Below are 21,880 nucleotides of genomic sequence, written 5' to 3' on the forward strand. Positions count from 1 at the left end.
GAGGTTTACAAATGAACACTATTGAATGTATTAAGGGTCGAAGAAGCATCCGCCGGTATAAGCCGGATCCCATTGACCATTCTTTGATTGATTCTATTGTTTCTGCAGCATCTTATTCTCCTTCCTGGAAAAACACCCAGATTACCCGTTATATTGCAATTGAAGATTCTTCCGTTATTGAAAAAGTCACAGCTGATTTTACGTTTGAGCACAATGCCAATATTATCCGGCAGGCGCCCATGCTAATTGCGGTTACTTTTCTGAAAGGAAGATCCGGTTTTGAACGCGATGGTTCCTATACTACGAAAAAAGGAGACCGATGGCAGATGTTTGACGCCGGAATCGCCGCCCAGTCTTTCTGCCTGGCTGCAAAGGAGTACGGACTTGGCACCGTTATTATGGGAATTTTCGACGAAGACGGTATTTCCGGGCTTCTGGAGCTGCCTGAGGATCAGGAACTAGCCGCATTGATTGCCATCGGCTGGCCTGCCGATGAGCCGGAAGCGCCCACACGTAAATCTGTAGAAGATTTACTGCAATACAGATAGATTAAGAATGCCCCTATTCGGCATATAAGGAGGTTATTTATGAGACACTTAATGAGTCCTCTGGATTTTTCCATTGAGGAGCTGGACGAACTGCTTAGCCTGGCACAGGATATTGAGGCACATCCGGACAAATATGCCCATGCCTGCGACGGGAAAAAGCTTGCGACTTTATTTTACGAACCAAGTACACGTACAAGACTGAGCCATGAGGCGGCTATGCTGAATCTTGGCGGCAGTATCATGGGATTTTCATCCGCCGAATCAAGCTCGGCTGCGAAGGGGGAGAGCGTATCCGATACCATCAGAACGATCTCCTGTTATGCGGATATATGCGCCATGCGGCATCCGAAGGAAGGCGCTCCAATGGTTGCCTGCCAGCATTCTTCGATCCCGGTAATCAACGCCGGTGACGGAGGACATCAGCATCCGACGCAGACTCTTACTGACCTGCTTACGATCTTAAACGTAAAAGGACGTCTGAACAACATGACAATAGGACTCTGCGGGGACTTAAAGTTCGGCCGTACCGTCCACTCCCTGATTCATGCATTAGTGCGTTATGAAGGAATCCGATTTATTCTGATTTCCCCTGAAGAATTACGTCTGCCCGATTACATGCGCCATGATGTGCTGGACAAGCAGAATATTCCTTATCAGGAAGTAGTCCGCCTGGATGATGCGATTCCCAAACTGGACATCCTGTACATGACCAGGGTTCAGAAAGAGCGTTTCTTCAATGAAGAAGACTACGTACGCATGAAAGATTTCTATATATTGGATAAGAAAAAGATGCGTCTCGCACCGGAAGACATGTATGTACTTCATCCGCTCCCAAGAGTAAATGAGATATCTGTTGAGGTGGATGACGATCCAAGGGCTGCCTATTTCAGGCAGATGCAGTACGGAGTTTACGTGCGTATGGCGCTAATACTCACTCTGCTGGACATCCATGTGGATTAAAAGGAGGAGGATATCACTATGGTTAAAAATACTTTAAATGTCGGCCGCATTTCAGAAGGCTTTGTGCTCGACCATATCGAAGCCGGCAAAAGCATGGAAATATACAAATACTTACATCTCGATAAGCTCGACTGCTGTGTTGCCATCATCAAAAATGCAAAGAGCAGCAAGATGGGCAAAAAAGACATTATGAAAATCGAATGCCCGATCGACTTTATGGACCTGGACATTCTGGGCTTTATCGATCACAACATCACGGTCAACATCGTTCAGAACGAGGAAATTGTAGACAAAAAGCGCCTGACACTTCCAAAAGAGATCCGGAATGTCATCCGTTGCAGAAACCCGCGCTGTATCACCTCGATCGAGCAGGGGCTGGATCACGTCTTCGTCCTCACGGATGAAGAAAAACAAATCTACCGCTGTAAGTACTGCGAAGAAAAATACACAGAGAATCAGTAAAAAGACGCAAAGGGGTCTGACCCCTTTGCGTCCCTTATTCAGAATATTCCAACAACTTATTTATATATTCTTTTTTGCTAAAATCGTATGAATGAGCCAGCATTTCTGCCATCATCTGCTCTTCTTCTGTTTTATCGGCTTTTTTGTTCATCATCCCGGTGAACATCTTCATCATCACTTTGTACTTCAAGCTCATTTTCTCGTAGTTTAGACCGGACTGGAAATAGAATGCCGGAATCTTCTTTTTTTCCTCTGCTGTAAAATTAGCATCCATTGCCCCCTTTATGATCTCTTCTGCCTCCATCGGGGTGGCGCCGGTGCCGAATACAATCAGTCTCAAATCCGGATAGTTTTTCATTTGCTCTTTGATCTTTTTTAACCCTTTGATCTTCCCTGCATAAAAGCCTCCCCCATAGATTATCGTCTGGTAGTCCTCTGGCTTCCTGCTCTTCCACTCTTTTATGTCCATGGCTTCACATTTTAATGCCTCCGCGATCCATCCTGCATATTTTTTTGAAAATCCGGTTTCTGATGTATAAACGACTACTTTATCTTTTCCCTTATTTATGTCCATGTCTATCCTCCACATAATTTTCTATCTCTGAAATATTCTCCTGCAGTTTCATGATTCCCTGATATAACACACTTGTTTCATTATCTGAAAAGCCACGAAATAAAAGTTTCAATACGCCTTGCTGCATTTCTCCGACACGATCCGTATATGCTTTCACTTTCTCATCCAAAACTACGCATACGGCCCTGGAATCACCCTCCCGCCGCTCTAATCTGAGAAATCCCTTCTGCTCAAGGGAGTGGGCAATTTTTTTGACATTCTGCCTGGAACACCCCATCAGCCGGCCCAGATCGGTGAGCGACATGGGGTTTTCTGTGGTTCCTGCCATCGCCAGAAGCAGCCACTGCTTCATAGTGATTTCCTCGTCCAGTTTATCACAGGCTGTCTGCAGGCGGTTTTGTATGATGAAAATGCTTGCAAAAATCCCCTGCCTTCTCATGATTTCACTATCCGCATATTCCTCTATTAATTGTTTTAATTGCATTTTTATCTCCTCCAAAAAGCGCAACAAGTTACTATTATAGTATAGTAACTTGTTGCGCTTTTGTCAACTAGTATATCGTAAAATAAGTAACTGGCTCATAAGCTGAGATAAATTTTCGAGAGTGCTGCTCCACAAACACAGGCGTAGTGGGCTACGCTGAGGCTTGGGGAGCAGTGCTATCGGAAAATCAGGCCAGCGAAACAGTAAGGTATTTATTCTATGTTCCTTTATATGGGCGGCTCAACCTTAATCTTTACAAGTTCATTGGCCTTCACCAGCAGATTGTCTTTGTACTGGCGGTTGTGATATTTTTGTATCTGTGTCTTTGTTATCCCCATCTGCTTAGCCACTTGCCCCGGTCCGGCTCCGTATGCAAACATGGACGTACCGCATGTGGTGCGGATCTTTTCTGCACTGTAAGCAGGAATCCCAGCCTTCTGTGTATATTTTTTCAACATCCTGCAGATATACATTTTATTTAAGGGGCCTCCGTTTCTGTTATAAAACAAATATTCCACCGGCTTCCTCTCATTTATATAGCGTTCTAGTATAACCGCCGCGTCTTCCGGAATATAGCATACAGTCTCTCTTCCCTCAATATATGCAAACGTTCCATTACCATAAACTGCCAGGCTGTCCGGCTTCAGGGACGCGATTTCATTGGAAGACAAACCGGCTCTGTGGATCAGGGATATCATTGTGTAGGCCATCAGATCCTCCTGCACAGCCTGATAGAGCGCATCCATATCTTCTACAGGAACCGAATGGACGAACTTCTCCTGTTGTCTTAGTTTCTTCAGCCAAGGGAAAAAATAATCTTCAAACGCTCCAGGCAGTCCGAACTCTTCTTTATGATCTGCGGCATACGCAGCAAAAGAATGAAGCTCCCAGAACTTTTTGCTCAAGGTACTCATACTCAGCTTACCTGCCGCTTCTTTTTGGCGCATATTTTTATAATACAGCTCGACGTCCTTGCTGCTCATATGAAAGAAATCTGTCATGCGTACATTCTCAAATTCCAAGATCTCCTTCAAATATGCCAATGCAGTATCCTGATTCTTAAAGTGTTTTGCAAATTCTATCCAGACAGCTTGTTCTGCTATCTTGGTTGTCAGATCTGGCATACCATCCCTCCCTCTTCCTTGTTTGTAACCGCGAAGCGGAATCTTACTTACGTTACCAGTATAATTCCTACTGTAACATAATGCAATGCTTATTTTACAAAAATTTCCGAATTCAGTTGTGCCCCGGCTTTCATGTTAAATCTCAAGTTAAATAAAAAACCAGGAAAAAAGTACCTGACCAGATACTTTCATCCTGGTTGAAAAACTTCATAAATCTTCTGTCCCGGAAATCCTTTCGGTTTTGATTCACTTCTTGGCTTAACAGCTCTCTGCTATTTTATAAATCAGCGATTCCGTATCTTCCCAGCCCAGACAAGGGTCTGTGATGGATTTTCCGTATTCCCTGTCGCATTCTATACTCTGGCATCCCTCCTGAAGGTAACTCTCAATCATGACACCCTTGATCAGTTTCTTCAGATCAGGATTGTAATTTCGGCTGTGCATCACTTCGCTTACGATTCTGATCTGCTCTTTGAACTGTTTATTTGAATTTGAATGGTTCGCATCGATCACTGCGGCCGGATTCTGGAGATCCTTTTTCCCATACATATCCAGCAGCCTCACGAGATCTTCATAATGGTAGTTGGGAATGCATGTGCCATATTTGTCAACGCCGCCCCTTAAAATCACGTGGGCAAGGTCATTTCCATCTGTTGTAACGTCCATTCCCCGATAGATAAAGTTGTGGGAATTCTGTGCGGCAATTACGGAATTCAGCATAACAGAAAAATCACCGCTGGTTGGATTTTTCATTCCAATTGGAATGTCCATACCGCTGGCCGTCAGGCGGTGCTGCTGGTTCTCGACAGAACGGGCTCCGATTGCCTCGTAAGATAAAATATCGTCCAGGTAGCTCCTGTTTTCCGGGTACAGCATCTCATCGGCTGCAGTCAGACCGCTCTCTTCTATTGTCCTGATATGCATTTTCCGGATCGCGATGATTCCCGCAAGAAGATCCGGTGCTTGGTCAGGCTCCGGCTGATGAAGCATTCCCTTGTACCCTTCTCCCGTCGTCCTTGGCTTGTTGGTATAAACCCGCGGGATCAGCACCAGCCTGTCTGAAACTCTTTCATTGACCCGGGACAGCCTGCGCACATATTCGCATACCGCATCTTCATTGTCCGCTGAACAGGGGCCAGCCAGGACAAGAAATTTATCTGATTTTCCGGTGAATACATCGCGGATTTCCTGGTCTCTCTTTTTCTTCAACGCTATGATCTTGTCTGACAGCGGATATTCCGCCTTTAAATCTGCCGGCAGCGGCAGCTCCGCATTTACTTTCATTCCCATTTCACTACCTGCTTTCTTATGGTATCTGTTTTCATTGTTCCTTGCGCGTGTTTAAAAAAGAAATGACGCCTGTAATAGAACGGCGCCATGACTTACTTCCAATTCCTGTACGGCATATCATTTCCGTCAGCCGTTATCATTCCTCTGATTCACATTATCGTTGCATCTTATATTAATACTGTGGTTAAGCAAGACGATAAGCCGGGTTATGTCGTTGGACAATCATCTATCTAGGCCTGATGTCGCCACCAGGCTCGAGCGACCTACCTAAAGCGTGACGGGCCGCCACGTGGCTTTTATTCGGTCTTGCTTCGGATGGGGTTTACATGTGCCCTCTCTGTTACCAGCGAGGCGGTAGTCTCTTACACTGCCTTTCCACCCTTACCGGGTTTCCCCGGCGGTTTATTTCTGTTGCACTGGCCTTGGAGTCACCTCCACCGGACGTTATCCGGCATCCTGCCCTGTGAAGCCCGGACTTTCCTCGTCTGCAGCTTTTCAGCTCCCGCAGCCGCGATTGTCTGTCTTACTTAACACAGTTGTATATTATACTATGGATTTTGATATATGTCCAGAATCTATCCTATAAAAATTTCTGCAGCTAAAGCCCTTCATCCACGATCAGGCCGCTGCCGTCTGCTGCCGTAGTGGCCAGTTCATCGCAGCGTTCATTCTGCGGATGTCCGTCATGTCCTTTTACCCAGTGGAATGTCACTCTATGCTGCGATTTTGCTGCCAGAAGCCGTTTCCATAAATCCACATTTTTTACGGGTTCGTTCTTGCCTCTCTTCCAGCCTTTTTTGAGCCAGCTGTCTACCCAGTGCTGGTTAAAAGCATCCACCACATATTTTGAATCGGAATAAACCTCCACAATACATGGCCTGTTGAGCGCTTCCAGTCCGCTGATCACGGCCATCAGCTCCATCCGATTGTTTGTAGTCTTTACATACCCCTGAGACAGTTCCTTTGTGTGCAAACCCCCCTTGCTGTCCACATATTCCAGGACGGCTCCATAGCCCCCCGGACCGTCCGGGTTTCCTCTTGCGGCACCGTCTGTAAATAATTTAACCTGCATAATTTCCTATCACTCCATATTTTAGTCTGTTCTTCTGATCTGCCTTCCTTTCGAAGGTTTCTCCTGCTGCATACTATTCCTGACACTTCCCTTAGAGGACCTGCCCGCCTTTTTCCAGTTCAAACACCTGTCCTTCTTTTTCAATCCGGTGTATTTTATCTGCATATTCTCCGGCATTCTTTTCCAGCGCAAGACGGTCAAATATCCCGTAATTGCCCCAGAAATGCATGGGAAATACGGCCCTGGTCTCTGTACGTTTCATAAAGCAGTCCAGCCCCCAATAATACTGCTCCCCAAGCCTGGGGTCAACCGGCACAAACGCAACATCAATCCTAACACCATGCAGCTTATTGATCTCATGCTGATAATTCCGCCGCATCATGGTATTGTAAGCCTTACTTTCTTCCTCCCAATGCCACCAGTTAAGATCTCCGGCATGATATAGAATCCTCCCGTCATACTCCACCAGAAATGCAACGCCTTCATCCGTAGAACGAAGCGTACGAATCTTGCAGCCATCCAAATTCCGCTCTTCATTAGGGCCTATATGCATAACATCCCCGCCCCCATCGGGCTCGGCATCGTTGGACAGGATAAAGTAAACATCCGGCAGATACTCCCTCAGTTTAATAATATCTTTTTTAAAATGATCGTAATGGGCATGACTGACAAAAACATAAAACTTTTTCCCCGTATTCAGCTCGGGCAGATCTCCTTTGTAATAATCGAACAATAAATATGCTGTTTCCAGCTCCACTAGAAATCCACTGTGGCTTAAATATGTAATCCGCATCATAAACTCAGCATCTCCACAACATGTACTAATTCCGGCAGGATGTACTCCAGGCTCTCCTTCGCCGACTTTGCCCCCTCCGGCAGATTTACCATCAGCGTATGGTTCCGAATCCCCGCCGCTGAGCGGTCCAGAATCGCTTTTTTCGAATACCGTATATTATAAGCGCGGATCGCCTCGGGAATTCCCGGAAGAAGCCTCTCTGAGACTTCCATCACCACGTCCGGCGCACAATCTCTTTTCCGTATTCCCGTTGCCCCGGTAGTCAAAATCAACTCCACTGCCCCCGTGTCTGCCAGCCTCTTCAGTACTGCCAGCGCCACCTTCTTATCCTCCGGCAGGACTCCCGACGCCTTCACCTCAAACCCTACCTGCTCCAACATGCGTTTCAATGCAGTGGCTGCGGCGCTGTCCTTTTTTGCTTTATATAAACCTGTATTTAACGTAAAAATTGCTGCTTTCATCTATAAGTACTCCTTTCCATAGGGGTCTGACCCCTTTGCTGTCCGTTTTCTGAATATTCGCAAAATAAAGAGAATGGTTTTTACCATTCTCTTTATTATACGTGCATTTCTTCTGTTAAGCAACATTTTTTCCTTTGTTATTTCTCTTGTTATTTCTCATCATCTCTTAACATCTGCCATCAATTATCTGATAATTACCCCAAAATGCGCCGTGCAGATTCGTTTGCCCTTGCAAATATTTCTTCTTTTGTTGAGTCCAGGTAATATTTTCCATCTTCGTAAAGTACTTTTCCCGCTACCATAGTAAGCTTCACGTTCTGTTTACTTCCGCTATAGACCAGATTCTTCTCCAGATTCTGGATCGGCTGCATGTTTGGCTGCTGAAGGTCAATGAGGATCAGATCGGCCTTCTTGCCTTCTGCTATAATATCACACTCCGGCAGTCCCATCGCATGTGCGCCGTTTACTGTAGCCATCTTCAGAACTTCCAGGGCAGGAACGACTTCCGCATCATCACAGAGCACCTTCTGAAGCCCCGTTGTAAGGAACATTTCACGGAACATATCCAAGCAGTTGTTGCTCGCCGGCCCATCCGTACCTATGGCTACCGGAATATTCATGTCCAGATACCGTTTTACCGGTGCAATGCCGCTTGCCAGTTTCAAATTGGATGCAGGGTTCGTCACGATATAAAGCCCACGCTCTTTCACAATGTCAAAATCAGCGTCATCCAGGTGTACGCCATGAAACAGCCCGCCGCCGTGCGCAAACAACCCCAGCGAATCCATATAGGCCACAGGCGTCATGCCTGTCCTGCTGCGGCAGTCCTCCACTTCTCTTTTCGTCTCTGAACAATGTACATAAACCGGAATCTTGTACTTTTCGGAAAGCCCTGCCAGCCCCTCCATCATCTCCCGGCCGGTCGTATACTCCGCATGAAATCCCAACTGATAGGAAACCAGCCTGTCCGGATCCTGATTATATCGCTTATAGTCCGCCTCTACCTCTTCCAGCGTCCCGCCGAAATCGTTGATGCTCTCACAGATCACCGTTCTGAATCCTGTATCTACTGCCGCGCGTTCTCCAGCCGGTTTATTGATATACATATCAAAAATAGAAGTAATACCGCTGGTCAGATATTCCATAATTGCCAGCTTATTGAGCCAGTAAATATCTTCGCCCGTCAGCTTGGCCTCTGCCGGAAATACCCTGGTGTTCAGCCATTCATCCAGCTTCATATCGTCCGCATGTGAACGCAGAAATGTCATGGCAGAATGCGTATGTGCATTTTTAAAACCGGGCATCAAAAGATTCCCCTGACCGTCAATCTCCCTGTCCCATGTTTCCTTTGCATCCAGAACAACCGGCCCTGCATAGGCAATCTTATCGCCCTTCACCCATACCTCACCTCTGAAAATGCCTTTTCCTGCTTCCATCGTCAGAATTCTCACATTATAAATTCGAATATTCATATCTTTATCCCTCTTATCTGAAATTTTTCCATCCAATATCTTCTTAATATCCGCTTCACTGGAACCATGTTATATTTTTTCGATTATCTTCGTTACCAGCCGTTCAAACTCCTCGGAGCGCTTGTCCGCCACAGCCTGCACATCCAGATGGCTCAGTTCTTCCCCTGTAATGCCACACGCCATATTTGAAATACAGGAAATCCCACACACCCGCACACCGGCATGGCGCGCAGTAATCGCTTCGCAGGCAGTGCTCATACCGACCGCATCTGCCCCTATGGCCGCAAACATCCTGATCTCAGCAGGACTCTCAAAATTCGGTCCCGAAGACTGCACATAAACCCCTTCCTGAATCTGTATCTTCTCCTCTTCGGCCGTGGCCCGGATGACTTCCATCAGCTCCACATCGTAAATGTGTGTCATATCCGGAAACCGGGTTCCCAGCTCCGCCACATTCTCTCCGATCAAAGGCGAAGGCACAAAATTCGAGATCTGATCCGTAATCATCATAAAATCCCCAACATGGAAGGACCGGTTGATCCCGCCCGAAGCATTCGTGAGAAACAAAACCTCAATCCCCATCATCTTCATCAGCCTGACTGGAAGCACAACATCTTCGATCGAATACCCTTCATAGTAGTGCACCCGTCCCTTCATAACAACAACCGGCACCGTTCCAATATACCCCAGCAGAAACCTCCCGTCATGCCCCTCCACCGTGGACACCGGGAATCCCGGGATATCTCCGTACGGAATCTCACACTCCACCTGCATATTTCTGGCATAATTGCCCAGCCCGGAGCCAAGAATCAATCCCACACGCGGCTTAAATGCTGTTACGGACTGATAGTACTCATAACACTTCATCACCTTTTCAAATTGTCTGCTCATAACGACTCTCCTCATCATTAAACCAAAATAAATACCTGAAAATATTATACCCCGTCCCCCCAAATCCCACAAGAGGAATTTTGGGGAGCTGGACGGCGGAGAAGGCGGTACGCCAGCGGAGAGAGGGACTTCCGAAGGGCAGGAGAACAAGAAGGGGCCCTATCGGGATGCAGTCCATTTGCTAAGAACGGCTAAATGGAAATCCTGCCGGATGTTGAGGCATCAGAGGCATTCACTGCATAATCTTGATGATTATGCAGCTCAGGCCTCTTTGAAATCGGCTTTGTGAGCCGATTTCAGCCTCAACATCCGGCAGGATTTCCATTAAGCCGTTCTAACGCGCATTCTATGCATCCCGATAGGGCCCCTTCTTGTTCTCCTGCCCTTCGGAAGTCCCTCTCCCGCTGGCTATGTGCTTCAAGGCGCGGGGTTAGCTCCACGGGAGGGAATTCTGACGGTAGCAGCGGATTGAGCTGGATATGCGGGTAATAATGCCTCAAGCAAGAATCTTGCTGTCCGCATATCCAGCTCAACGTCCCCAGCCAACTTCCCCCACAAATCCAGTCTGATCCACTGCCCCCGCCTCATGCCCCACGAGGCGGGAAAATCAGTGGTTGGATGAATGTAGCTGTATGGAATCGTAACAGGGCTCTTTTGGATGCGTGTTTCGGGGATTACTGTCCCTTCATCAAAATGAAAGCCGGCATATGAACTTTCCGCAGGACCACCAGTCCTGCGGAAAAGACGACTTATACGGGAATGCATCCTGCATTCCCGTGTTTGTCGTCGGTGTTCATCATGCCGGCTTTCATTTTGATTAGGGACAGTTATCCCCGAAACCCGTATCCAAAAGAGCCCTGTTACGATTCCATACAGCGGCCCCCTTCCTCCACTAACCTCTCCCAGCCGTCATATGATAATGCAGACAAGTCCTCCGTTGCTGTCGTTGACTATTTTCTGCATGGTATCCTGCAGCTTTGCCTGGCTTTCGTCGTTGATCATGGTGATTTTGTTACGCATTCCGTCCATGACCAGTTCTTCGATCGATTTTCCGAAGATGTTGGTTCCCCATACGCCCTCGGGGGTCTCGCTTTCTGCTTTGATGTATTCTACCAGATCCTGGGCCTGTTTTTCATTTCCTACAATCGGCGCAATCTCTGTCTCTATGTTGGCTCTTATCATATGGATCGATGGTGCTTCCGAGTGGATCTTCACTCCGTACTTATTGCCCTGCTTGATGATCTGCGGCTCATCCAGTGCAATTTCCTCTTTCTTCGGGCTGACCACCCCGTATCCCTTCATTTTTACGTCTGCAAATGCGTCTTTGATCTGCGTGTACTCTTCTTTCATGGCAGCCAGTTCTTTCATGGCCGAGATCAGTTCATACTCGCCCTTGATGTCTGTGCCTGTCAGCTCGCTGAGTACCTCATAATAATATTGTTCTGCAAAGCCGATCCGTATCTTGACCCTTCCGGTATCCATCTCGATCTTTTCTACATTCACCTGGTCTATGTAGGGGCTATCCGTCTGCGGGGCTTTGCTGGCCGCACTGCGGATATCTTTCATCTCTCCCATAACAGACTTTACATTCTGAAGCAGATCTGCCTTGATCCGATGTTCTCTTGAAAGCATTTCCACCCATTTGGGAATGTAGAACTCCACTTCTGCTATCGGGAACTCGTACAGCACCTGGCGCATAATGTTGTGGATATCCTCTGTCCGAAGCTGCTCACAGTTGGCAGGCAGCACGGATACCCCGTATTTTTCCTCCAGCTCTTCTTTCAGTGCTTTCGCCTCATCTGTATAAGGCTTCTGCGTATTCAGCAATATGATAAATGGTTTGCCGATCGATTGGAGCTCCTTAATTGTCTTTTCTTCTGCCGCTATGTAGTTTTCTCTCGGAAGATCACCGATGCTCCCGTCCGTTGTAACCACAATACCGATCGTCGCATGATCGTGGATTACTTTCTGTGTACCTATGGCTGCCGCTTTGGTAAATGGAATCTCATACTCAAACCAGGGTGTCTTCACCTGTCTCTCTGTATCATTTTCAATATGCCCTGAGGCGCCGTCTACCATATACCCCACACAGTCGATCAGGCGGATCTTGACTTCCACGTCGTCCGACAGCTTGATGGCAGCCGCTTCCTTCGGTACAAATTTGGGTTCCGTAGTCATGATTGTGGTGCCGGACGCGGACTGGGGCAGTTCATCCTTTGTCCTTTCTCTTGCATGTTCATCTGTCATATTGGGGAGTACAAGTAAATCCATAAAACGTTTAATAAAGGTTGACTTGCCTGTCCGAACCGGACCAACCACTCCAATATAAATCTCTCCGTTTGTTCTAGCTTTCATGTCTTTGTATAACTGAAATGAATCCATAAAAATACCCCCTTGTTCTGCTGATACCAATTTATGCGCAGATAAGGGGGTTTATGCATCTTTCTTTTTATACATGCCAAAATTTCTCCGCAGGCGCTACGCCCCGGCTTCGTCTTTCCACTTCCGGTCTGTCCTGCTTCCTGACTGTGCGGCATCCGGACTGAACGTCTTATTTGTCTTCCGGCCACGGCAGAGCCGAATGCTCGCTTTTCTGTTCCCGCAGCATCAGTTCGTCTACCGCCTCCGCAGGGTTCTTGCCCTCAAATAGCACCGCATTAACCTGCGTCACGATCGGAAGCGGCACATCGTATTCAATGGCTAGCTTTGCGGCCGCTTTCGCAGAATACACACCTTCCACGACCATCTTAACTTCTTCCATTGCCTCTTCCATAGTTCTTCCCTGCCCGATCAGATACCCAGCCTTTCTGTTGCGGCTGTGCACGCTGGCACAGGTCACGATCAGGTCGCCGATCCCGGTCAGCCCGGTAAATGTCTCGATCTTGCCGCCCATCTTCACGCCCAGCCTTGCAATTTCCGCAATGCCTCTCGTAATCAGAGCTGCCTTTGTATTATCCCCATAGCCCAGTCCGTCCGCAATACCGGCCGCTAACGCTATGACATTCTTTAAGGAACCACCCAGTTCAATCCCCAGGATATCCGGGCTCGTGTAGACACGGAAGACACGGCTCATAAACATGGACTGGAGATACTCCGCAGTCTTCCTGCTCTTTGCTCCGATCACACAGGTCGTCGGCAGCTTCCTGCCCACTTCCTCCGCATGGCTGGGGCCAGACAGCACCGCCACATCCGCCTGCGGAATCTCCTGCTCAATCTGCTGGGAAAGCGTCATCAGCGTAGTTTCCTCAATCCCCTTGGCGACATCCACAATGATCTGCCCCTCTTTTACGTACGGACTCATCTTCTTTGCCGTAGCCCTTGTAAATGGGGACGGCACCGCCAACACCAGGAAGTCTTTTCCGTCGATTGCCTCTTTTAGTTCATTTGTAACCACCAGATTCTCCGGCAACCTTACGCCCGGAAGCTTCGCTGCATGCTCCCGCTTTTCGGTCAGCATCTTTACTTCCTCTTTGTCGATTGACCAGACGGTAACCTGATGCCCGTTCTCGCTGAGCAGAACCGACAGCGCGGTCCCCCAGCTGCCAGCTCCTAATACACCTACATTTGCCATAATGTTCCTCCCTTTTTCATATCTGTTATTTTGCTTCTTTTTTCTTGCCTGAACCAAATCTGTTCTCCGTACCGGCAAGCAGCCGGCCGATATTTGCTTTATGCCTGTACCATGCAAGTATTGTGAGCAGAAGTACTAAGATATACAGCTCATATGTATAAGGGGCAGCCATATGGAATTCACCCAGGTGCCCGAATAATAGTATCTCGAGAAAAAACAGTGAAGATGCAAGTAGTGAGCCCAAAGACACGTATCTTGTAAAAACAGCCGCAATCAGGAACCCCGCAAGCGGAATCGGCACCAGCAGCGGATTCGTCGAAACAACCAGCCCTGCCAGCACAGCAATCCCTTTCCCGCCTTTAAAGCGCAGATAAAATGGAAAATTGTGGCCCAGGGTAGCCCCCAGCCCGGCATACATCGCTAAGAGAGGAAGATACTCGCTTCCCCTGTAAATATAACGGACAATAAAAATCGCAGCCACACATTTTACAACATCCCCGGCGAATGTCAGCAGCCCGGCCTTCCACCCCATGACGCGCACCGCGTTGGTGGAGCCGGCGTTGCCGCTTCCCTCTTTTCTGATGTCGATATGATTGATCTTCCCCACAAGATAACCTGTCTGCAGAAGCCCGCAGACATATCCTATGCAAAGGCAGATAATACGTTCCATAACTATTGCTCCTTTTCTTTTCTCTCCCTGACAAAGAATTTCAGCGATGTTCCCCGGAAACCAAATGCCTCCCTGATCTTATTCTCCAGATATCTGGTATAAGAGAAATGCATTAATTCTTTATCATTTACAAATATAACAAATGTCGGCGGCTTTACGGACACCTGCGTAATATAATACAGCTTCAGCCTCTTCCCCTTGTCCGACGGCGGCTGCTGCATAGCCACCGCTTCCGCCATGATCTCATTGAGAACTCCTGTCGCCACTCTCAGAGTCTGGTTTTCGATCACGATGTCAATCATCTCATAGAGCTTGTTCAGACGCTGCCCGGTCTCTGCGGAAACATACATAATCTCCGCGTAAGACAGATAGGATAACACCTGGCGGATCTTATTGTCGTATTCGCGCATCGTCTTATCATTTTTCTCTACAGCATCCCATTTATTTACAACGATAATAATCCCTTTTCCGCGTTCGTGGGCAATCCCTGCAATCTTCGCATCCTGCTCCGTCACGCCCTCTGCGGCATCAATGACCACCAGGACCACATCGGCACGCTCCACTGCAGTAACTGTCCGGATGATGCTGTAGCGCTCCAGCTCTTCCTTGATCCGGCTCTTTCTGCGCAGCCCCGCCGTGTCAATAAAAATATACTCCTTGCCGTCATGAAGAATCTCGGTATCAATGGCATCCCTTGTGGTGCCCGCCACGTCAGAAACGATCACCCGGTTCTCGCCCAAAAGTTTATTGATAATAGAAGATTTCCCGACATTCGGCTTGCCCACAATGGCAATCCTCGGCCTGTCATCCTCTTCCTCTTCCCCCGAGCCTTCCGGGAAATGTGCCGCAACTTCATCCAGCATGTCTCCCAGCCCCAGCCTGGAAGCGGCTGAGATCGGAACCGGATCACCGATTCCCAGATTATAGAATTCGTATACATCCGGCATAAACTTGTCAAAATTATCGACTTTATTTACAACAAGGATCACCGGTTTTGCCGACCTGCGCAGCATGTCCGCCACTTTAGAGTCGGAATCTACCAATCCCTGTTTTACATCTGTTATAAAAATAATAACATCCGCCGTGTCAATGGCGATCTGTGCCTGCTCCCGCATCTGTGACAGAATCACATCCTTACTGTCCGGTTCAATTCCTCCGGTGTCAATTAAAGTGAACTCCCGGTCCAGCCAGCTCACATCCGCATAGATACGGTCCCTGGTGACACCAGGCGTATCCTTTACAATCGAAATCATCTCGCCTGCCAGAGCATTGAACAATGTAGATTTTCCAACATTCGGCCTTCCTACAATCGCTACTACTGGTTTACTCATATTTATCTGCTACCTTTCTCATTTTCAAATTATCAGTTTCGGCCCAGAACTGCGTCGATCAGATCCTGCCCGCTTGATTTTACAATATCTACCGGCACTTGTAAAGCCTTCTCCACATCCTTCACGGTAAAATCATCCAGAAATACATCCTCGCCGGTCCTTAACATATTACAGGGGATCAGCAGTGCATCGCCAAGCACCCTGCCTTTAAGCTGCGCGGCCAGATCCTGCCCGGTGATCAGCCCGGATACCGTAATCAGTTCGCCGAAAAAGTCATTCCTTACCTCATAGAGGTGCAGGGTTATATTAGGAAACTTCTCTTTTAGTCTGCCCAGCATGCGCTCTAAATAGGGGTAAGCAAGCCGCCCGGTTGCGAATGACAGCTCTCTCTTCCTGTCGTCCCCTTTGATGCGCTCCAGTCCTTCCCCGAATTCATTCATTAGCAGACGCAGCATACCCACGCCGTTCTCCAGCTGGAGATAACCGTCGTATCTTTCCTCCCGGGGCAATTCCTCCCCTGCCAGGATATACCACTCATCCCCTGCATGGATGAAATGAATCCCATGAGCCTCATATATCTGCTCCTGCCACTTATGGATCACCCGGAGGACTTCCTTTGCATCCTCCTTCGTAAATGGCTCCAAAGGATACAGACCGTCCCTAAACTTCGTCAGCCCCACAGGCACCACGGAAACACTCCTGAGATACGGCAGATAGCCGGTCAGGTCACGGATGCTTCGCTCCAGCTCTGCCCCGTCATTCACGCCCTTGCAGAGTACAATCTGCCCGTTCATCTCAATCTCTCCCTGATACAGGATATCCACTTTCTTCAGGGCATCGCCTGCAAAACGGTTATGCAGCATCTTACAGCGCAGTTCGGGATTGGTTGTGTGGAATGAGATGTTGATCGGTTCCAGATGGTACTTCACAATCCGCTCCACATCATGATCACTCATATTTGTCAGGGTAATATAATTCCCCTGCAGAAAGGAGAGCCTGGAATCATCGTCCTTAAAATACAGCGTCTCTCTCATTCCTGCGGGCATCTGGTCTATAAAGCAGAACATGCATTTATTCCGGCAGGAACGGTACTCGTCCATCAGGCTCTGCCCGAACTCCAGCCCCAGTCCTTCGTCCTCGTCCTTTTCAATCTCCAGCTCCCACTGTTCTCCGTCGGGTTTCTCTATCAATAATACAATATTTTCATCGTCAACGTAGTAGTGATAATCAAATACATCCTCTATCGTATTGCCGTTGATGGCCAGTAGCCTGTCCCCGGGCTCGATCCCCATCTCTTCCCCAATGCTTCCCGGATGTACGGTACTCACAATATGCTCATGTTTCATCTTCTATCTCCTCAAAGTCCGGAATAGACTTGTCCGGCTCGCTTTTCATCATGTTACTGTTCAAATCCTGCGGGTGCGCACAGTAACCTCATTATATCATAATTCGCGGTTTGCGCAAGCTGTGCTTGAATTTCAGCATAAAAAATGATATAACCATATATAGGTAGCAGGCTGGATTCCAGCCCGTCAAATTCGTCAAACATAGGAGAAAATCATGTCAAATATTGAATTATTAGAAAAAACGCTTCCCGTTGCCCCCCTCAAGCTGGCGGCCATGGAAAGCTGTGAAAAACTGGGGAAAAAGGTCAATGACTACCTCGTATCCTTCCGGGAGAATACGATCTGCGAAGTAAAATCCTCCTCCCCCCTCTATGTGAACTATGAATCACGTAACTATCTGGTGGACTGCTGCTGTCCCCGTTTTGGCTCCGGTGAGGCAAAGGGGGTCCTGAAGGAGACAATCCGGGGCACGGATCTGTTTATCATGACCGATGTATGCAACTACAGCCTTACGTACACGGTCAACGGACATATCAATCACATGTCCCCGGACGATCATTTCCAGGATCTCAAAAGGATCATTTCCGCGGCTACAGGCAAGGCAAAGCGGATCAATGTCATCATGCCATTCATGTATGAGAGCCGTCAGCACAAAAGGACCAAAAGGGAGTCCCTCGACTGTGCCATTGCCCTGGAAGAACTGACCGCCATGGGCGTCACCAACATCGTGACCTTTGACGCGCACGATCCCAGGGTTCAGAACGCGATCCCGCTGAAAGGGTTCGACAGCTTCAATCCGCCCTATCAGTTTATGAAGGCATTGTTCCGCTCAGTGCCAGATTTACGGGTAGATAAGGAACATCTGATGATCATCAGTCCTGACGAGGGAGCCATGCACCGTGCAGTCTACTTCTCCAACATCCTCGGCGTAGAGATGGGTATGTTCTACAAGCGCCGCGACTATTCTACTGTAGTCAACGGCAAGAACCCCATCGTGGCCCACGAATTTCTCGGCGACGATGTAACAGGAAAAGACGTCATCGTCGTAGACGACATGATTTCCTCCGGTGAAAGCATGCTGGATGTAGCCAAACAGCTAAAAGACCGCCACGCGGCCAGAGTCTTCGTCTGCACCACATTCGGCCTCTTCACGGACGGCTTCGAAAAATTCGACGAATACTACGAAAACGGCTACATCGACCGGGTAATCACAACAAACCTCACCTATCTGCCGCCGATCGTAAACGAAAAACCCTACTTCGTAAAAGCAGATATGAGCAAATTCCTGGCACTCATCATAGATTCATTGAACCACGACACCTCCATCGGATCCGTACTGAATCCAACAGACAAAATCCACGCACTCCTCGAAAAAAAACGCAGGGGGTAGGAAGGGGAAGTGGTGTTGACTCACGGGGCCGTCTCAGAGAAGGGGCAGGTGTTTTCGGGGACGGGAATGTGGGGGAAGCATTTCTATACAGAAAAAGAAGGATGAATCAAGGCACCGGGGACATTCGGGGAAAATTCGATAATTTTCCCCTGCAGGTCCCCTTGAAATCATAGCTTGTAGCTATGATTTCAGCCTGATTCATCCTTCTTTTTCTGTAAAGAAATGCTAACCCACACATTCACGCCCCCGAAAACACCTGCCCCTTCTCTGAGACTACTCACATCCAACCGGAACATCCCCCTCCGGAGGTGCCCGCGGACGGAAAGCAGCGGATGTCTACCGGCGGATGCGTATCTATATGCCTAATGCCAGTGTAAATAATGTCTCCAAACCAGCCAACCAAGATCCACCGCCCCCGTAAAAGGGTGCGTCGGCTTCAGGATCAGGCATTCCGGCGGGAATGTCCAGCCCCCGCACCGGCACAGCAGGACTGACGCGTCCCCATACCAGCCACATTCCCGCCTTATCTAAGCCTCCCCGTCTCGTACTTGATTTTCATTCGCAGGCAGTTGATGACTCCCTCATACTGCAGTTCGGGTGTTTTTCCTGTTTCTGTGTATCCCAGGCTTTCGGCCGCTGTACTTAGGAAGTGCTGGTTCAGCTCTGTCCTGTGGCGCTGGAGGAACTTGAGTTTTTCTTCATTGGACTCCAGATCCAGGAAGCGGATGATCAGGGGAACTTCTTCTTGTATCGGCTCTTCTTCGTATAACGGTTCCCCTGGCTTTACAATGCCAGTCAGTTCGAAGCGGTATTCCTGGAGGGCATCCGGATATTTTTCATGGTCCACCGGGCTTAGGAACATGTCCAGAGGGCGTGCATAGATGCCGTGTCCTCCGTAGAGGGCCTCATATACCACCAGCTCTTCGGCTGTTTCCGTGTGCACTGCTATGTGCAGTACTTTGTAGCGTTTTCCTTTAAAATGTGTGTATATTTCTCCCTCTTCTGGTCTTTTGCGGCTCATATGAAACTCTCCTTTTCTACTCTTTAATTCCAGTAGTAAGAACTACTGGTTCTTGGACCTTACATCCCGCGGGACAAAAGCAGTGCTACGAAAGTCGGGCCTGCTGTTTATCAAAACTGCCGGCAAATCAATTTACATTCATCTGCCGGCTGCTGCTATTTCAATATCATTTTTTCTTTAGTATAACTTTGCGCTGATCAGTTTCGGACGGAAGCCTTTTTTCTCAAGGGCATTTAGTATCTTATGTTTGTGTTCTGTGCCGAAAGCCTCCATTGTTATACGAAGTTCCACCGCTGCGTTTCTGTTTGTGCTTACAAACTGGTTGTGCTCCAACTTGATCACATTGCCCTGCTCGTCCGCAATTGTAGCGGCCACACTCACCAGCTCACCCGGCTTGTCCGGAAGCAGTACGGATACGGAGAAGATACGGTCTCTTTGGATCAGGCCGTGCTGTACGATGGAAGACATGGTTATGACATCCATGTTGCCGCCGCTCAGAAGGCAGACAACCTTCTTGCCCTTGCACTCGAGCTGTTTTAATGCAGCTACAGAGAGCAGCCCGGAATTCTCCACGATCATTTTGTGGTTCTCCACCATATCCAGAAAGGCGCCGATCAGCTCGTCGTCCTCAACCAGAAGGATATCGTCCACATTTTCCTGTACGTAGGGCAGATTCTGAACTCCGACGGCTTTCACCGCAGTGCCGTCCGCTATTGTGTTGGCGCTCTCCAGTTCCACCACTTCCCCGGCCTGAAGGGCCGCCGTCATGCTGGCTGCCTCCGCCGGCTCCACACCGATCACTTTGATCTTCGGATTCAGCATTTTTGCCAGCGTGGCCACTCCGGATATGAGGCCGCCTCCCCCTATGGGTACGAGGATATAGTCCACCGTCGGCAGTTCCTGGACGATCTCCATGGCAATGGTTCCCTGGCCGGTTGCAACGTCCAGGTCGTCAAATGGATGGACGAAGGTATAGCCGTGCTTTTCGGCCAGTTCTAAGGCATAGGCGCAGGCATCGTCATATACATCCCCGTAAAGAATGACCTCGGCCCCGTAACTCTTTGTGCGGTTTACTTTGATCAGAGGTGTAACTGTCGGCATGACAATCGTTGCCTTGCATCCGTATTTTTTAGCGGCGTAGGCAACTCCCTGGGCATGGTTGCCGGCGGATGCGGTAATCAGGCCTTTCTGCCGGGCTTCCTCAGACAGGGTACTGATCTTGTAATAGGCGCCCCGGAGCTTATATGCACCGGTATGCTGCATATTCTCGGGCTTCAGATATACCTTGCCGCCGCTCGCCTCGCTCAGATAATCGCTGTAGATCAGCTTGGTCTGGTTTGTTACCTGTTTTACGATTTCGCTTGCTTCTTCAAACTTCTCTAATGTTAACATTTTACCCCTTCTTTCTTAGGCTATTCCCCGCTGTTCTCTTCTTTTGAGTCACTGTAGAATAGCGCGTTTACAAATTCATCCGCATCAAATTTCTGTAAATCATCTATGGTCTCGCCCACGCCGATATATTTAACGGGGATTCCCAGCTCCGCCTGGATTGCCACTGCAATTCCGCCTTTTGCAGTTCCGTCCATCTTCGTGAGTATGACTCCTGTAATATCGGATACTTCGTTGAATTCTTTTGCCTGCGACAGTGCGTTCTGCCCTGTGGTGGCATCCAGAACAACCAGCGTTTCTTTATGTGCCTCCGGATATTCTCTGTCGATCACCCGGTTGATCTTTTTCAGTTCCTCCATCAGGTTTTTCTTGTTGTGGAGGCGTCCCGCCGTATCACACAGCAGGATATCGGCCTTTCTTGCCCTTGCTGCCGCCACTGCGTCAAAGACTATGGAGGCGGGATCCGCGCCCTCCTGACCGCCTATCATCTCTACCTGCGCCCGGTTCGCCCACTCTTTCAGCTGCTCTCCCGCTGCCGCACGAAATGTATCCGCAGCCGCCAGTATTACTTTCTTGTGCTGCTCACGGAACTTGCCGGCCAGCTTTCCAATTGTAGTTGTCTTGCCGACCCCATTGACCCCAATCACGAATACGACCGAAGTGCGGTTCTCGAATTCGTACGCAGTCTCCCCCACATTCATCTGCTCCTTGATACTTTCAATGAGCAGCTCCCTGCATTCGATTGGTTCTTTGATATGCTTTTCCTTCACTTTTGCTTTCAGGTCTTCCATGATCTCCATGGTCGTGTGGACACCCAGATCTCCCATGATCAGTGTCTCTTCCAGCTCTTCGTAAAAATCATCGTCTATTTTTGAAAAGCCATGGAAAATGCTGTCCATGCCGGAGACGATATTATCTCTTGTTTTGGTCAGGCCGGATACCAGCCGTTTAAAAAAACCCTGCTTTTCCTCCATTTTCTTCTCCCTCGCTATCTTTTTTTAACAGTTCAGATAAGTCGGAACTGCTGT

The 21,880-nt window shown here is 48.5% G+C and carries 21 protein-coding genes and 1 other RNA gene; 4 read left to right on the forward strand and 18 right to left on the reverse strand.

Annotated features, from left to right (window positions below):
- Positions 1-11 precede the first annotated feature (11 nt).
- From BN1938_RS21615 to BN1938_RS21625, 3 genes are read left to right on the forward strand one after another with little or no spacing between them, the layout of a single operon-like run.
- Positions 12-548 carry a nitroreductase family protein gene (locus tag BN1938_RS21615; RefSeq protein ID WP_050642463.1) on the forward strand — a complete coding sequence of 179 codons (537 nt, stop codon included), beginning with the start codon at positions 12-14 and terminating at the stop codon, positions 546-548.
- Positions 549-587: 39 nt separating this feature from the next.
- Positions 588-1,508, forward strand: a complete 921-nt coding sequence (gene pyrB, locus BN1938_RS21620) for an aspartate carbamoyltransferase (protein WP_025657646.1) — start codon at positions 588-590, stop codon at positions 1,506-1,508.
- 18 nt (positions 1,509-1,526) lie between these two features.
- The gene (locus BN1938_RS21625; protein ID WP_050642464.1) at positions 1,527-1,970 is read left to right on the forward strand and encodes an aspartate carbamoyltransferase regulatory subunit; all 444 of its coding nucleotides are present in this window, start codon (positions 1,527-1,529) and stop codon (positions 1,968-1,970) included.
- 34 nt (positions 1,971-2,004) lie between these two features.
- On the opposite strand, the gene BN1938_RS21630 is transcribed toward BN1938_RS21625, so the two are convergent.
- The 15 genes from BN1938_RS21630 to BN1938_RS21705 form a co-directional block, all read right to left on the reverse strand.
- Complete coding sequence (locus tag BN1938_RS21630; protein WP_050642465.1) at positions 2,005-2,544, reverse strand: flavodoxin domain-containing protein; 540 nt, start codon at positions 2,542-2,544, stop codon at positions 2,005-2,007.
- Positions 2,531-3,028 (reverse strand): MarR family transcriptional regulator, encoded by a 498-nt coding sequence (locus tag BN1938_RS21635; RefSeq protein WP_050642466.1) that lies wholly within the window; start codon positions 3,026-3,028, stop codon positions 2,531-2,533. Before BN1938_RS21635 ends, BN1938_RS21630 begins: the two co-directional genes overlap by 14 nt.
- Positions 3,029-3,255: 227 nt before the next feature.
- Positions 3,256-4,152 carry a tyrosine-type recombinase/integrase gene (locus BN1938_RS21640; protein ID WP_050642467.1) on the reverse strand — a complete coding sequence of 299 codons (897 nt, stop codon included), beginning with the start codon at positions 4,150-4,152 and terminating at the stop codon, positions 3,256-3,258.
- A 258-nt stretch (positions 4,153-4,410) separates the two neighbouring features.
- Positions 4,411-5,442 (reverse strand): 3-deoxy-7-phosphoheptulonate synthase, encoded by a 1,032-nt coding sequence (locus BN1938_RS21645; RefSeq protein ID WP_050642468.1) that lies wholly within the window; start codon positions 5,440-5,442, stop codon positions 4,411-4,413.
- Between the two features lie 181 nt (positions 5,443-5,623).
- Positions 5,624-5,972: RNase P RNA component class A (gene rnpB / locus BN1938_RS22860), an RNA gene on the reverse strand.
- A gap of 68 nt (positions 5,973-6,040) precedes the next feature.
- A complete protein-coding gene (gene rnhA / locus BN1938_RS21650) occupies positions 6,041-6,514 on the reverse strand; it encodes a ribonuclease HI (RefSeq protein WP_050642469.1) in 474 nt (157 codons plus the stop codon).
- 91 nt (positions 6,515-6,605) lie between these two features.
- Complete coding sequence (locus BN1938_RS21655; protein ID WP_050642470.1) at positions 6,606-7,310, reverse strand: MBL fold metallo-hydrolase; 705 nt, start codon at positions 7,308-7,310, stop codon at positions 6,606-6,608.
- Positions 7,307-7,771, reverse strand: coding sequence for a MogA/MoaB family molybdenum cofactor biosynthesis protein (locus BN1938_RS21660; protein ID WP_050642471.1), 465 nt, complete (start codon positions 7,769-7,771; stop codon positions 7,307-7,309). Before BN1938_RS21660 ends, BN1938_RS21655 begins: the two co-directional genes overlap by 4 nt.
- Positions 7,772-7,965: 194 nt before the next feature.
- Positions 7,966-9,243: an amidohydrolase gene (locus BN1938_RS21665; RefSeq protein WP_050642472.1), complete on the reverse strand. Its 1,278-nt coding sequence runs from the start codon at positions 9,241-9,243 to the stop codon at positions 7,966-7,968.
- Positions 9,244-9,312: 69 nt separating this feature from the next.
- Complete coding sequence (locus BN1938_RS21670) at positions 9,313-10,134, reverse strand: purine-nucleoside phosphorylase (RefSeq protein WP_050642473.1); 822 nt, start codon at positions 10,132-10,134, stop codon at positions 9,313-9,315.
- Between the two features lie 909 nt (positions 10,135-11,043).
- Positions 11,044-12,516 carry a stage IV sporulation protein A gene (gene spoIVA / locus BN1938_RS21680; protein ID WP_025657656.1) on the reverse strand — a complete coding sequence of 491 codons (1,473 nt, stop codon included), beginning with the start codon at positions 12,514-12,516 and terminating at the stop codon, positions 11,044-11,046.
- 169 nt (positions 12,517-12,685) lie between these two features.
- Positions 12,686-13,705: an NAD(P)H-dependent glycerol-3-phosphate dehydrogenase gene (locus BN1938_RS21690; RefSeq protein ID WP_050642804.1), complete on the reverse strand. Its 1,020-nt coding sequence runs from the start codon at positions 13,703-13,705 to the stop codon at positions 12,686-12,688.
- 25 nt (positions 13,706-13,730) lie between these two features.
- Positions 13,731-14,375, reverse strand: a complete 645-nt coding sequence (gene plsY / locus BN1938_RS21695) for a glycerol-3-phosphate 1-O-acyltransferase PlsY (protein ID WP_050642476.1) — start codon at positions 14,373-14,375, stop codon at positions 13,731-13,733.
- Positions 14,376-14,377: 2 nt separating this feature from the next.
- Entirely contained in the window at positions 14,378-15,706 is a 1,329-nt protein-coding gene (gene der / locus BN1938_RS21700; RefSeq protein ID WP_050642477.1) for a ribosome biogenesis GTPase Der, read from the reverse strand.
- A gap of 32 nt (positions 15,707-15,738) precedes the next feature.
- Positions 15,739-17,052, reverse strand: a complete 1,314-nt coding sequence (locus BN1938_RS21705; RefSeq protein ID WP_050642478.1) for a DUF512 domain-containing protein — start codon at positions 17,050-17,052, stop codon at positions 15,739-15,741.
- Positions 17,053-17,266: 214 nt separating this feature from the next.
- On the opposite strand from BN1938_RS21705, the gene BN1938_RS21710 reads away from it, so the two are divergent.
- Positions 17,267-18,442, forward strand: a complete 1,176-nt coding sequence (locus tag BN1938_RS21710) for a ribose-phosphate pyrophosphokinase (protein WP_050642479.1) — start codon at positions 17,267-17,269, stop codon at positions 18,440-18,442.
- A gap of 523 nt (positions 18,443-18,965) precedes the next feature.
- Here BN1938_RS21710 and BN1938_RS21715 read toward each other — a convergent pair.
- The 3 genes from BN1938_RS21715 to ftsY all read right to left on the reverse strand — a co-directional run bounded on the left by BN1938_RS21715 (position 18,966) and on the right by ftsY (position 21,826).
- Complete coding sequence (locus tag BN1938_RS21715; RefSeq protein ID WP_050642480.1) at positions 18,966-19,463, reverse strand: DUF1653 domain-containing protein; 498 nt, start codon at positions 19,461-19,463, stop codon at positions 18,966-18,968.
- A gap of 177 nt (positions 19,464-19,640) precedes the next feature.
- The gene (gene ilvA / locus BN1938_RS21720; protein ID WP_050642481.1) at positions 19,641-20,855 is read right to left on the reverse strand and encodes a threonine ammonia-lyase; all 1,215 of its coding nucleotides are present in this window, start codon (positions 20,853-20,855) and stop codon (positions 19,641-19,643) included.
- Positions 20,856-20,875: 20 nt separating this feature from the next.
- Entirely contained in the window at positions 20,876-21,826 is a 951-nt protein-coding gene (gene ftsY, locus BN1938_RS21725; RefSeq protein WP_050642482.1) for a signal recognition particle-docking protein FtsY, read from the reverse strand.
- Positions 21,827-21,880: the final 54 nt, after the last annotated feature.

The organism is Eubacterium sp. SB2 (assembly GCF_001244405.1).
Classification (GTDB): Bacteria; Bacillota; Clostridia; order Lachnospirales; family Lachnospiraceae; genus Faecalicatena; species Faecalicatena contortus_B.

What these genes read in the sequence shown, in the direction of transcription:
- BN1938_RS21615 (WP_050642463.1), top strand. Translation starts at nt 12, where the DNA reads ATGAACACTATTGAATGTATTAAGGGTCGAAGAAGCATCCGCCGGTAT.
- pyrB (WP_025657646.1), top strand. Translation starts at nt 588, where the DNA reads ATGAGACACTTAATGAGTCCTCTGGATTTTTCCATTGAGGAGCTGGAC.
- BN1938_RS21625 (WP_050642464.1), top strand. Translation starts at nt 1,527, where the DNA reads ATGGTTAAAAATACTTTAAATGTCGGCCGCATTTCAGAAGGCTTTGTG.
- BN1938_RS21630 (WP_050642465.1), bottom strand. Translation starts at nt 2,544, where the DNA reads ATGGACATAAATAAGGGAAAAGATAAAGTAGTCGTTTATACATCAGAA.
- BN1938_RS21635 (WP_050642466.1), bottom strand. Translation starts at nt 3,028, where the DNA reads ATGCAATTAAAACAATTAATAGAGGAATATGCGGATAGTGAAATCATG.
- BN1938_RS21640 (WP_050642467.1), bottom strand. Translation starts at nt 4,152, where the DNA reads ATGCCAGATCTGACAACCAAGATAGCAGAACAAGCTGTCTGGATAGAA.
- BN1938_RS21645 (WP_050642468.1), bottom strand. Translation starts at nt 5,442, where the DNA reads ATGGGAATGAAAGTAAATGCGGAGCTGCCGCTGCCGGCAGATTTAAAG.
- rnhA (WP_050642469.1), bottom strand. Translation starts at nt 6,514, where the DNA reads ATGCAGGTTAAATTATTTACAGACGGTGCCGCAAGAGGAAACCCGGAC.
- BN1938_RS21655 (WP_050642470.1), bottom strand. Translation starts at nt 7,310, where the DNA reads ATGATGCGGATTACATATTTAAGCCACAGTGGATTTCTAGTGGAGCTG.
- BN1938_RS21660 (WP_050642471.1), bottom strand. Translation starts at nt 7,771, where the DNA reads ATGAAAGCAGCAATTTTTACGTTAAATACAGGTTTATATAAAGCAAAA.
- BN1938_RS21665 (WP_050642472.1), bottom strand. Translation starts at nt 9,243, where the DNA reads ATGAATATTCGAATTTATAATGTGAGAATTCTGACGATGGAAGCAGGA.
- BN1938_RS21670 (WP_050642473.1), bottom strand. Translation starts at nt 10,134, where the DNA reads ATGAGCAGACAATTTGAAAAGGTGATGAAGTGTTATGAGTACTATCAG.
- spoIVA (WP_025657656.1), bottom strand. Translation starts at nt 12,516, where the DNA reads ATGGATTCATTTCAGTTATACAAAGACATGAAAGCTAGAACAAACGGA.
- BN1938_RS21690 (WP_050642804.1), bottom strand. Translation starts at nt 13,705, where the DNA reads ATGGCAAATGTAGGTGTATTAGGAGCTGGCAGCTGGGGGACCGCGCTG.
- plsY (WP_050642476.1), bottom strand. Translation starts at nt 14,375, where the DNA reads ATGGAACGTATTATCTGCCTTTGCATAGGATATGTCTGCGGGCTTCTG.
- der (WP_050642477.1), bottom strand. Translation starts at nt 15,706, where the DNA reads ATGAGTAAACCAGTAGTAGCGATTGTAGGAAGGCCGAATGTTGGAAAA.
- BN1938_RS21705 (WP_050642478.1), bottom strand. Translation starts at nt 17,052, where the DNA reads ATGAAACATGAGCATATTGTGAGTACCGTACATCCGGGAAGCATTGGG.
- BN1938_RS21710 (WP_050642479.1), top strand. Translation starts at nt 17,267, where the DNA reads ATGTCAAATATTGAATTATTAGAAAAAACGCTTCCCGTTGCCCCCCTC.
- BN1938_RS21715 (WP_050642480.1), bottom strand. Translation starts at nt 19,463, where the DNA reads ATGAGCCGCAAAAGACCAGAAGAGGGAGAAATATACACACATTTTAAA.
- ilvA (WP_050642481.1), bottom strand. Translation starts at nt 20,855, where the DNA reads ATGTTAACATTAGAGAAGTTTGAAGAAGCAAGCGAAATCGTAAAACAG.
- ftsY (WP_050642482.1), bottom strand. Translation starts at nt 21,826, where the DNA reads ATGGAGGAAAAGCAGGGTTTTTTTAAACGGCTGGTATCCGGCCTGACC.